This is a genomic window from Bartonella sp. CL63NXGY, from assembly GCF_042194905.1.
In the GTDB taxonomy this organism is placed as follows: domain Bacteria; phylum Pseudomonadota; class Alphaproteobacteria; order Rhizobiales; family Rhizobiaceae; genus Bartonella.
Window position 1 is genome coordinate 144,292 of record NZ_JBHINK010000004.1, and the last position, 10,824, is coordinate 155,115.

Here is a 10,824-nt window from a genome sequence, read left to right on the forward strand (position 1 = left end):
GTGGGTGAAACTTTAGAACCAATTAACAGCAAAATTGAGAGACTTGAAAACTTAAAAAGGCGGCGTGAACAAATTGAAGAAGCTCTTTATTCGGGAGCACAATCGGTGCGCCATGGCGATAAGCAAGTCAGCAACCGCTCTGTTGAGGAACTGCGCAGAGCGCTTGAGATGATCAATACACAAATAGCCAACCTTGAAGGACGCAAGCGTTCACGCGTTTTCTATTTTAATATATCACGAGGCTATTAATGGCTGGCTTTATCAATAAACTCACGGGCTTTTTTAAAATTTCTCGTCAACACAATCCCCATTTTGAAGCGGCAAGCAAAAGCCGTCGCATGGGTGGTTTTGACCCCGCAAAAAAACATATCAATAAAGCCATTGAGGAATGCGGTGATACCATTGTTGCCCGTTCAAGATGGCTTTATGACAATGAATCTCTTTATGGGTCTGCAACAGAAGAATGGGTCTCCGCGGCTGTAAGTGATGGGATTAAACCTTATCCTCGCATTGAAGGCTTTCAAGAAGAAAAGAAAAAGCTTTTAGACTTATGGTGGCAATGGGTTGATGAAGCAGACTATGATGAAGATGCCAATTTTTATGGACTTCAAGCAACCATTGCACGAGAGGTCTTTTTAACCGGAGAATGCTTTGTAAGACTACACTATGTCGACCTTTATGGACGCTCTGGTGTGCCGCTTCAATTACAAGTTTATCCAACCGAAATGCTGGATTTAACTTACAATGGACCTGCTGAGATTGAAGGCAATTACATTCGTATGGGTATTGAATTTAATGCCAGTGGCAAGCGCGTTGCTTATCATTTCTGGGAACATCATCCCTATGATGATGTCCCTGCAAATATGGCATTTGAGAGCCAAGAGCGCGTGCGCGTCCCTGCTGAAATGGTCCTTCACATCAAAGAGCGCCGTATTGCCGGACAATTGCGCGGTTCTCCCAAAATAACGCGCGCTATGACAAAGATCTTTCAACTCGAATCCTATGATGATGCAGAGCTCGATAGAAAAAGGACGGCGGCTCTTTTTGCGGTGTTTATTACAGGGAAGGAATCTCATGATGCGGCATTAGAGGAAAATCGTGAACAAACGACGCCCCCAAAGAAGACTGAAGAGGCACCTGACGTGGATAAAATTTATCCTGGATCGGTCAACATGGTGGATGGCGAAAAACAAATTACATTTTCAACCCCTGTTGAAGTTGGTGGTTCTTACGAGGCTTTTCAATTTCGCAATATCTTGAAAATTTGTGCAGCACTTAATATGCCTTATGCCGTTGTGACAGGGGACGTTACGCGCGGCAATTTTTCAAATGTGCGCACCTCCATCATTCAGTTTAGACGGCACGTCAAACAATGGCGTGAACATATCATTGCCTTTCAGTTTAATCGCATTATATGGGAGCGTTTTGTTGAAATGGCAGTGCTTGCTGGATGCGTCAATTTGCCAGGGTGGGAAGAAAATTCCTTGCCATGGCTTCAATGTGAAAGCTTTGCACCCCCGCTTGAAATGATTGATCCAAACAAGGATATCTCAGCGGAAAAAGAAGAAATCCGTGCAGGCTTGAAAACACGACGCATGGCACTTGCCGAGCGTGGCTTTGATATCGACAGCATTCATGCCGAACTTGAAGAAGAGCACACAGACGCTCGTGCGCGCGGCTTATCTTTTGACACGGATATGGCAGCGCCCTCTGGTGAAAATCAAGCGATTGATACAGCAGATTCAGAACCTTCTGAGACTTATGAAAGTAACCAAGGCAGTGAGGCACATAAAAATGGTGAATAATCTTGATATGCCGTTCTTGGCATCACGGCTTTTTGGGGTTCCACATATGCTTGCCTCGACAAAACTTGATGTCATTTTGAATGCTCTTGCGCCGCGTCTTTTTGAGGGAGAAAAGTTTGCCCCTGGGGCATTTGGACAAGGGGATACAACGGCTTTAAGACCACCAGAAACTTACGTGGTGCAAAACAATATTGCTATACTACCGGTTCATGGCACGCTTGTGCGCCGTGGTGCATGGCTTGGGGCTTTATCGGGATTAACCTCTTATGAAGGTTTAAGGGCTTCTTTTCGTGAAGCCATTGCACAACCTGATGTTCGCGCTGTTTTACTTGATATTGACAGCGGCGGTGGAGAAGCCGGTGGTGTCTTTGATTTGGTTGAAGAGTTTCAAACACTCTCAAAACAATACGACAAGCCCATTTGGGCACATGCCAATGAGTTTGCGTGTTCAGCGGCTTATGCCATTGCCTGCTCTGCTTCTCAAATATGGGTAGCTCGCACGGGTGTTGTGGGCTCGATTGGGGTTGTTTGCGCCCATCTTGACCAATCCCGTGCAGATGAAAAACACGGGCATAAATGGACCTTTGTCTTTGAAGGTGATCACAAAACCCATGGCAACCCTCACGAACCCTTGAGCGATACAGCACAGATAAAAATGCAAGCCGATTGCGCCCTGCTCTACGAGATGTTTGTTGATTTGGTGGCGCAAAACAGACGCTTAAATGCTGCTGCAATTCGTGACACGAAGGCAGAAACTTTTATAGGCACCCAAGCGATCACGCTTGGATTAGCAGATGCGCAGGGCACTCTTGCGCAAGCTTTGGAAGCCTTAACGGATTCCATATCACAAAACCCAACAGCAACAACAAAAGAAGGAAAAAACACATGGCTCGCACACAATACCGCGCTGAAGAAAAGGATGATGATGAAAAAATTGTCGACATCATCAACGAAGACGAAGAGGACGAGAGCGACATTGACGAAGACACTCAAGACTTCGACGAAGAAGAGGAAAACGAAGACGAAGATGAGGACGAAGATGAGGACGAAGATAAACAAGAAAGCGTAAAAGCTGCTCTTGAAAAGGAAAGAAAACGTGCAAAAGCAATATTATTTATGACGACGTACGCAATGGCGCTTATCTTGGACCCTACGACCCTGACATGTCAAACGAAGAAGTGGTGTTTGCATCAGGAGCATTCATTGAAGCGGGAACTGTCATGGGAAAGATAACCGCAACGAAAAAATATATCCCCCTTAATCCAGCGGCAACAGATGGCAGTCAAACACCGGCAGGGATTTCTTTTGCCACTGTTGATGCCTCTGAAGCAGATCAACGCGCCGTGATTACAGCACGCTTATGCACTGTAAAAGCTTCTGAACTGCTATGGCCAGATGCCATCACGGATGAGCAAAAGAAAGCAGCCATTCAGTCTTTAGAAGACCATAACAACATTCTATTGCGATAGGAGAATGCACACATGGATATGAATTTTTTTAAACATGATGCTTTCTCAAGCATCACAATGATGAAAGCCATTGAAAACTATGAGTTTCAACCTGGTCTTGTAAGCTCTCTTAATCTTTTTGAGGAAGTTGAAACCAGTACCACAGTGGTTGGGATTGAACGGCGTGATAATACATTTTCGCTTATTCAAACCAGTGAACGTGGCGCACCTTTGACAGAAGGTGATAGAGAGGGTCGTAATCTTCGGTTTTTCAAAACAACACGGATTGCCAAAAGTGATACGGTGAAATCAGAAGAAATCCAAAACCGTCGTGAATTTGGCGCAGAAGATCAGTTAGAGACAGCAATGAAATATATTGCCAGAAAACAAAAGAAACTGATTTCTGAAATCGAATTGACATGGGAAAATATGCAGCTTGGCGCTGTTCAAGGTGTTGTCCTTGATGCTGATGGTTCCGTAATTGTCGATTGGTACAAAGAATGGGAAATCACACCACCAAAGCCCATTGACTTTAAACTGAATACAGAGACAACCAATGTTGCTGACAATGTTGATCAAGTCATTATGAGGATGATTGAGGCTTCAAAGGGAGCGTTTTCTGATCGTTCACGCATTATTGGGCTTTGTGGAAATGAATTCTTTTCCAAGTTGAAAAACCATAAAACAATTCGTGAAACTTATCTCAACACAGCCTTAGCACAAACACTCAATAGCGCCGGAGGTGTTGCAACACCAAGCGCTCTTGGATCGGGGAGCTTTGGCAGTTTTGACTTTGCTGGTGTCACTTTCATTAATTACCGGAGTATCCACAACTATAATGTGAGTGCGAAGGCTGGAACAAAGCGCGCCATAGGCATTAAGCCTGATGAATGCCAATTCTTTCCTGTTGATGCGCCTGGTGTCTTCCAAAAAACCTTTGCTCCTGGTGAAAGCTTGGATTTTGCCAACACGGTTGGAAGACCTCTCTACACCATGCTTATCGTCGACCACGACCGTAATGCATGGGTAAAACCGGAGGTCTATAGCTATCCGCTTTACATCTGTACACGCCCTGAAATGCTGTTTAAAGCAGTGATTGGAGCGAAATAACATGCGATGGCACGGGCTGCTAAACCAAATGGTTAAAGATGTGCGCAACACTTTTGAGCAGCCCATCATCTACACGCGAAAAGACAACCAGCAATCTTTTCGTATCACAGCGATTTACGGCATTAAGCATTCAGAATCGGACGCCGGTGGCAGAATCCCCACCACAATTCCAAAAAAGGAACTTGATCTTTGTATCAATGACATTGGGGGGTTACCACCAAACCCTCAAGATAGTGTTGTAATCATTTCCCCTGAAAACAACAAAGCGCCCTCTTCTCAAGAGCACTTCGTGATCACAGATGTCCAAGCCTCTGAATCCGGTATGTATAAGCTTATCTTGCGGGAGATAAAACAATGAGGCATCTTTATTTAGTGTGTTTAAAAATCAATAAGGCTGCCCAAGAGCCCTAACCACTGCAGCAAATTGGGGAGTAGCGGTGAATTTGTAGTTCCATGGTATACCAGAGCGGCGATTAACCCGACATCCCTCATATGTGATGTCTACTGATGCAATTCGCGTCCAAGTAGTTCGTTCATTCTTTTCAGAGCTTTCAAACACAATAGCTTGATCGGTTACCAAAAGACGCCCACGTGCTACAACTACCATTTGTTCTATTTTATTTACTCTACGTTTACCAACAAAATTAGCATATTCTTGAACTCCCAACAGTTTTTCATTAGGTGCTAGACGATAGTCATATTCACTTGCATCAAGTTCTTGAAACATTTCACATGCTTCGGAAAAATTAAAGGGAGGGATATCTGGTTGTAACATCGCAACTTGTTGTTCAAAATGTTTTTTGCGTCTGTATAGACAATAATTATATAAAGCGGAACCTGCAGAAAAAGTGAGGATTATTAACAACCCCCATCCCAAAAAGCCTAATCCATCATCTTTGTCTGGTTTGTTAACTTGAGTGGGGGTAATTTGCTTATCAGTATCCTCAGCTGGTACCTGAGTCACGCTTTCGTTTTGAGTAGCAACATCTATTGACAAAGTCGAGGAGGAGGCAACAATTTCATTATTGTGTGTAATTTGGTTTGGTTTGTCTTTGTGTACAGAAGCACCTACTATCGCAGAGCCGATAAATAATAAAGCTCCAATACCAAGAGTTTTCAGTCCGTTTTTCCGCCATTTCTTTATACATACTAAAACGAGTCCGACAATCATCATTGGCAATGATAACAAGCACACGATCATTGCAATTATATTAAGGGTATCCAGCATTACCTCCCCCTCCGCTATAAATAAAAAAGTAAAGTGGAAATTTAAAGTGAGTCGACAAATAAAGTAAAGACGTACTTATATAATTTAGAAAAATGTAATATTACTTATTGACATTATGATAGGAGTATGAATAATCGAATCAGGTGCCTAAGAAACACCTTAAATCGATAGCGGATAGATTGCCGACACAATCTCTTCTCCGCACATTAAAGACTTTGACTCATTATATGCTACATGCATATAATAGATTTGTCGGGTGTAGTTACGCTATACAATACTCTTTATGAGGAAAGCGTAACGACGGACTATCGACCGTGTTTCTTAGCGCCCGGCATTCTTCTGGAATGTCAATAAGAAACCTCTAATCGATAGGAGTTCACTATGAACACTCTTATAGAAATTAAAGAACGGGTTATTGATCAGGAAACTGTTCAAACTGTTAACGCGCGTGATTTGCATGCGTTTTTGGAAATAAAATCTGAATTTAGAAATTGGATTAAAAATCGCATTAAAGAATGTAAATTTCAGGAAAATATAAACTTTATAACTGCGGTAAATTTTTACCGGGGTGGAAAAATAAAAGAATACCACATTACGTTAGACGTGGCTAAACATCTTTCGATGATAGAGCGTAATAATAAAGGGCATGAAGCACGTCAATACTTTATCAAATGTGAACGGCTTTTGAAACAAGTAGCAACCCCACAAGTTGACTACTCTAAACCCGAAGCATTACTTGGTGTTTTGAATCACTTACAAAGCCAAATTGAGCATAAAGATCATGTTATTGCTGAATTGACTCCAAAAGCAAAAGCTTTGGAAGGTTTAAAACGCTCTGATGGTTTATTCGGTCTTATAGAAGCAGCAAAGATGTTAGAGGTACGACCTAAGGATTTGACCGATTACTTGCGTAAACATGATTGGGTGTATCGACGGGCTCCAGGGGCGCCTCTGTTACCTTATCAGGACAAGATCAAGAAAGGATTCATGGATTGTCCCGCTATTACGATTCAAAGACCGGATGGTACAGAAAAGGTGCTGCCTTCAACAAAAATCACATCTAGAGGATTAGCTTGTTTGAGAGAACAAATCCATGGAGGTGTACAATGAACACCAGTATCGACTTTTTATGTGATTTATGGATAGCATTGTCTCAATTTTCTAGACATGAAAATATGAGCAACAAAGATTGTACTGCTCTGGTTGACACTATGAGTGTAATAGAAAAAGTTTTGATTTTAAAACTTCAAGATGAGATGCCAAGTATGCTTAAAATCTTGACAGTTCTAACAGATTTTGGAGATTCAGAACTACCGCATAGCATGAATCCGTTATTGCAAGCTTATGCTCCTACTTTGGAAAGTCCTGTTGTAAAAGCTGCTTAACTTAAAAACACAACTCCCCTCCCTGTTCTTAAAATGGGGAGTGGTTAAACCCTACATTCAAATTTATTGATTTTGGCAAATTCGTCTGCTTTTTCAGTTTGTAATATACTAACGTCATAAGCAGCTTGCATGTTAAGCCAAAATTCAGCAGTAGTATCAAAAAAATAGGCTAATCTGAGAGCAGTATCGGGAGTCACTGGACTATTTTCAGCAACAATACGTTCTATTCTCGTGCGTGGAACATTTAATGCTTTTGCAAGAGCATAAGCAGAGAGGGCATATTCTTTTAAATATTCCTCTCGTAAAATTTCTCCGGGATGAATCGCTATATAATTTTTCATCTCGACCTCCTACAGATCAATGATAATCTACGATTTCAACTTCATAAGCGCCATTAGAGCGCCATTCAAAACAAATACGAAACTGGTCATTAATACGGATAGAATATTGACCTTTACGCTCTCCTTTCAATGCTTCTAGACGATTTCCCGGAGGACTACGCAAATCTTTAAGATCAACTGCTTTATCGAGCATAAACAATTTTCTTTGGGCTATACGCACTAGAGTGGTGGGAAAGCCTCTGGGCGGATTGCCTTCTAAAAGATCTTTACACCGCTTATCAGCAAAAGATTCAATCACCAAATCACCTTTATTCATTCTTTTACGTATCATAACACGATACTAATATAAAGAAAAGGATAAATGTTAAATAACAGGAACACTCATGCATCCGAGAGAGACGATAAGGGAAAGTTTTGTTGCGTTGATTAAAGCAGCAAAGACGGCAGCTGGTGACAATGTTTTCAATATGCGTGACTTCAATTTATTTATTGAAACAATGCCAGCTATTAATATCTCAACGCAAAGTGAAATCATCGAAGATGGACATGATTTTGGCTTAAGGCGGCGTGTTTTAACAGTAGATGTTGAATGCTATGCAACATGTGAAGATGGTGCACGCTTTGTTGACCAATTAGCATGGGAAATTGAAGAGATTTTCTATGCCAATCCCAATCTTAATAATACCGTTGAGACATGCCGCCTGCAAAATATTGCTTTTGCCTTTGGCGATAATGGCGCCTTAGCACTCCATGGTGCAATTCTAACCTTTGAAGTCATTTATGTGACAAATATTCCCAACATGGATGAAGAAGACGGCAGTGTAACAGCAAGAATCGTTGAACCTTTCTTAAGCTTTGAACCAGAAACAGGCGTGAGAAATAAAGATAAATACCATAAAATCGAGGTTACTCATGTTAGAGCGGCGCGATAAAGAAATCACAGATCTAAAGAGACGTGTGGCCAATATGGTTGTGGTGGGAAAAATTAGCCATGTCGACCATAAAAACGCACGCTATCGGGTAAAAAGTGGCAATCTCATCAGTGACTGGATTCCAGACACACAAGCCCGCGCCGGTAAAACACGCTCTTATGAAGGGCGTGATATCGGAGAGCAAGTGATTGTTGTCTCGTCATCCGGAGATTTATCACAAGGGGTGATTGTTGGTTCACTTCATACCGATGCTAATCAAGCAGCCGATAAGGGCAGCATTCACCGAACGATATACCCTGATGGAACCAGCCTTGAATATGATGATGAACAAAACACTTATGGAGTTCACCTCAAATCCGGGGGAAAATTTATCCTCACGATTGCTGATGGTGTGTCACTAAAAGGTGATGGTGGCAAGCTAGAGCTTACCGCACCGGAAGGCATAAAGATTGTTTCAGAAAGCGATATAAATTTAAACGCAAAAGGCGGCATCTCTTTGAAGGCTGGTGATGGCATTTCACTGAATTCGAATGATAGTCTCTCTCTTCATTCTGGGAATAATGTTTCCATTCACTCAAGTGGATTAAGACATAACGGCACCAATGTAGGAACAACCCATGTTCATGGCGGTGTTTATTCTGGTGGCGCGATGACTGGAGGTCCCAATTGAACAGTGGAATGGACCGTACAACAGGAAAGCCATTAACCGGAATTGATCATTTGCGCCAATCAATCCTTGACATTTTGTCAACGCGGATTGGTTCGCGTGTAATGCGGCGTGACTATGGTTCACGCGTTGCTGAACTCATTGATGCACCGGTTAATAATGCTTTTGCTGTTGCCCTTTATGCTGCTGTTGCTGAGGCTTTAGACAAGTGGGAACCGCGTTTTAAATTGAAAAAAATCGATTTTAAAATGGTTGATGCTGGACAAGTTTCTTTGTCCTTTGAAGGCATTTATTTGCCATCCGGCAAGCCCATTACCATGGAAGGATTATTGATAAAATGAATGGAGTGCTTGCAAAACCCGAAATCATCACAGAACTTTCTTTTGAAGAAATACGCGCTGCTTCTCTTGCCCATTTAAAAGAACTTTTACCCGAATATACATTTTTGGAAAGTGATCCAGCCGTAAAAGTCATAGAGGCTTTTAGCTATCGAGAGTTGCTTTTAAGACAGCGTATTAACGAAGCGGCACGCAACAACATTCTTGATTTTGCAACCGGTGAATCTCTTGATGCTTTGGGAAACTGGCATGGTATTGCCCGCATGGAGGGTGAAAGTGACGAGAGATATCGTGAACGCATAGAGCTTCATACCCGTGGTGGCAATGGTAGCGGGACAGAGCCCTATTACAAGCTTATCGCCTTAACAGCAGATAGTCGTGTTAAGGATGCGATTATTTATCGTAAAGGCAAAGACCCAACCATCTATGTTGCTCTTTTTGGTAATAATGAAGAAGGAACAGCCTCTGAAGATCTCATACAAACAGTCTCAGAAGCTCTTCACAGAAAAAATATCATCATGACCAATGATACAATCATTGTTCACGCTGCTGTCAAAAAAGTGCTGGATTTAGAAGCAGATGTTTGGCTGTTACCAGAAACATCTTTGAAAATTCTCACAACAATGGAAACAAATTTAAGAGCAGCATGGAGACAAGAACAAGCCATTGGTCGTGAATTAAGTTTATCGTGGTGGATTTCAAAACTAATGATTTCTGGTGTCCAAAAAGTCATTGCCATTACCCCAACACAAGACAGTATGGTTTGTGATGAAGAAATTTTATCGATTGGAAAAATCACCTTAAACTTCAAAGGACGTGCCCGCTAATGGTTGGTTCCCTCCTTCCCACAAACGCGACAGAATTTGAAAAGCGCCTTGCCGATGCTTGCGATTTTCATCAAGATATTGATGGTTCTGTTTTGGGGATTTCACGCGCAAAACTGATCACACGCCCTCCCCGTTTCTTGCCGTGGTTGATTGAAGAATACGGGCTTGGTGAACTGACACCTTATGTTCCAAACCTCTATGATTTGATTGATCAAGGGCTTCAATGGCAGCGCTTGCGCGGCTCCCTTGCGGCAATAGAGATGGGGCTTGAATGGCTAGGGATTTCGGCACGCTTTCAACCCGCCTGGACGGGGCGAGCATGGTGGAATTCCTTTCAACTTGATTTTGATCAGTTGCCTGAACGCAAAAGCCTTGAAGCCATTGAAGCGATTACTGACCTTTCCAAAAGTTTGCGCTCTGATTTTCGTCGTGGGACCTATGGTTATGATGTGCAAGCCATGGAAGGCAATATGTCACGGCTTGATGACAGCATGTTGGAGTATGAAAGCGGTGTTTGCTTAACAGCTGGGGACACTTTGTTTTCCTTTGGGCGCACAACAGAAATCAATCATACCCTCACAAAAGAAGAAGGCAAGCTTATTGGCAACTGGATTGATGACTTTGACGAGGAGTTAAGCTGGAACCAAATTGATTACCCTTGGGATTTGGCAAATTTTCCGTGGTGTTCGGTCAAAAAACATGAACGCGATATACTCATGGCAGAGTGGTTTAGCAACCGCACG

At 42.3% G+C, this 10,824-nt stretch carries 16 protein-coding genes; 13 read left to right on the forward strand and 3 right to left on the reverse strand.

Going from position 1 to position 10,824, the window contains the following annotated elements; translation table 11 throughout:
- Genes ACFIK0_RS03820 through ACFIK0_RS03845 form a run of 6 tightly spaced genes read left to right on the forward strand, consistent with a single transcriptional unit; the run spans nucleotide 1 to nucleotide 4,721 of the window.
- Nucleotides 1-249, forward strand: a complete 249-nt coding sequence (locus ACFIK0_RS03820) for a phage head-tail joining protein (RefSeq protein ID WP_375663528.1) — start codon at nucleotides 1-3, stop codon at nucleotides 247-249.
- Nucleotides 249-1,805 carry a phage portal protein gene (locus ACFIK0_RS03825; RefSeq protein WP_375663529.1) on the forward strand — a complete coding sequence of 519 codons (1,557 nt, stop codon included), beginning with the start codon at nucleotides 249-251 and terminating at the stop codon, nucleotides 1,803-1,805. Before ACFIK0_RS03820 ends, ACFIK0_RS03825 begins: the two co-directional genes overlap by 1 nt.
- On the forward strand, nucleotides 1,795-2,874 hold the full coding sequence (locus ACFIK0_RS03830) for a S49 family peptidase (RefSeq protein WP_375663530.1): 1,080 nt from the start codon (nucleotides 1,795-1,797) through the stop codon (nucleotides 2,872-2,874). Before ACFIK0_RS03825 ends, ACFIK0_RS03830 begins: the two co-directional genes overlap by 11 nt.
- A gap of 40 nt (nucleotides 2,875-2,914) precedes the next feature.
- Entirely contained in the window at nucleotides 2,915-3,274 is a 360-nt protein-coding gene (locus ACFIK0_RS03835) for a head decoration protein (RefSeq protein WP_375663540.1), read from the forward strand.
- A 12-nt stretch (nucleotides 3,275-3,286) separates the two neighbouring features.
- Entirely contained in the window at nucleotides 3,287-4,363 is a 1,077-nt protein-coding gene (locus ACFIK0_RS03840) for a major capsid protein (RefSeq protein ID WP_375657520.1), read from the forward strand.
- 1 nt (nucleotide 4,364) lies between these two features.
- On the forward strand, nucleotides 4,365-4,721 hold the full coding sequence (locus tag ACFIK0_RS03845) for a hypothetical protein (RefSeq protein WP_375663531.1): 357 nt from the start codon (nucleotides 4,365-4,367) through the stop codon (nucleotides 4,719-4,721).
- Between the two features lie 27 nt (nucleotides 4,722-4,748).
- Here the strand turns inward: ACFIK0_RS03845 and ACFIK0_RS03850 are convergent, their stop codons facing one another.
- Nucleotides 4,749-5,591: a hypothetical protein gene (locus ACFIK0_RS03850; RefSeq protein WP_375663532.1), complete on the reverse strand. Its 843-nt coding sequence runs from the start codon at nucleotides 5,589-5,591 to the stop codon at nucleotides 4,749-4,751.
- Nucleotides 5,592-5,972: 381 nt separating this feature from the next.
- Between ACFIK0_RS03850 and ACFIK0_RS03855 the strand changes: the two genes are divergently transcribed.
- Nucleotides 5,973-6,701: an antA/AntB antirepressor family protein gene (locus tag ACFIK0_RS03855; protein WP_375663533.1), complete on the forward strand. Its 729-nt coding sequence runs from the start codon at nucleotides 5,973-5,975 to the stop codon at nucleotides 6,699-6,701.
- Nucleotides 6,698-6,976 carry a hypothetical protein gene (locus ACFIK0_RS03860; RefSeq protein ID WP_375663534.1) on the forward strand — a complete coding sequence of 93 codons (279 nt, stop codon included), beginning with the start codon at nucleotides 6,698-6,700 and terminating at the stop codon, nucleotides 6,974-6,976. The genes ACFIK0_RS03855 and ACFIK0_RS03860 overlap by 4 nt, the downstream gene beginning before the upstream one ends.
- A gap of 44 nt (nucleotides 6,977-7,020) precedes the next feature.
- On the opposite strand, the gene ACFIK0_RS03865 is transcribed toward ACFIK0_RS03860, so the two are convergent.
- Both ACFIK0_RS03865 and ACFIK0_RS03870 read right to left on the reverse strand, forming a co-directional pair.
- Nucleotides 7,021-7,317, reverse strand: a complete 297-nt coding sequence (locus tag ACFIK0_RS03865) for a HigA family addiction module antitoxin (RefSeq protein WP_004861504.1) — start codon at nucleotides 7,315-7,317, stop codon at nucleotides 7,021-7,023.
- A gap of 16 nt (nucleotides 7,318-7,333) precedes the next feature.
- A complete protein-coding gene (locus tag ACFIK0_RS03870) occupies nucleotides 7,334-7,648 on the reverse strand; it encodes a type II toxin-antitoxin system RelE/ParE family toxin (RefSeq protein WP_254771026.1) in 315 nt (104 codons plus the stop codon).
- 52 nt (nucleotides 7,649-7,700) lie between these two features.
- On the opposite strand from ACFIK0_RS03870, the gene ACFIK0_RS03875 reads away from it, so the two are divergent.
- The 5 genes from ACFIK0_RS03875 to ACFIK0_RS03895 all read left to right on the forward strand — a co-directional run.
- The gene (locus ACFIK0_RS03875) at nucleotides 7,701-8,249 is read left to right on the forward strand and encodes a hypothetical protein (protein WP_375663535.1); all 549 of its coding nucleotides are present in this window, start codon (nucleotides 7,701-7,703) and stop codon (nucleotides 8,247-8,249) included.
- The gene (locus ACFIK0_RS03880; protein WP_375663536.1) at nucleotides 8,230-8,919 is read left to right on the forward strand and encodes a phage baseplate assembly protein V; all 690 of its coding nucleotides are present in this window, start codon (nucleotides 8,230-8,232) and stop codon (nucleotides 8,917-8,919) included. The genes ACFIK0_RS03875 and ACFIK0_RS03880 overlap by 20 nt, the downstream gene beginning before the upstream one ends.
- A complete protein-coding gene (locus ACFIK0_RS03885) occupies nucleotides 8,916-9,257 on the forward strand; it encodes a GPW/gp25 family protein (protein WP_004856773.1) in 342 nt (113 codons plus the stop codon). Before ACFIK0_RS03880 ends, ACFIK0_RS03885 begins: the two co-directional genes overlap by 4 nt.
- The gene (locus ACFIK0_RS03890; RefSeq protein ID WP_375663537.1) at nucleotides 9,254-10,081 is read left to right on the forward strand and encodes a baseplate J/gp47 family protein; all 828 of its coding nucleotides are present in this window, start codon (nucleotides 9,254-9,256) and stop codon (nucleotides 10,079-10,081) included. Before ACFIK0_RS03885 ends, ACFIK0_RS03890 begins: the two co-directional genes overlap by 4 nt.
- Nucleotides 10,081-10,824 (forward strand): phage tail protein (locus ACFIK0_RS03895; protein WP_375663538.1); only part of this gene is annotated, 744 nt, incomplete at its 3' end. The genes ACFIK0_RS03890 and ACFIK0_RS03895, both read left to right, overlap by 1 nt.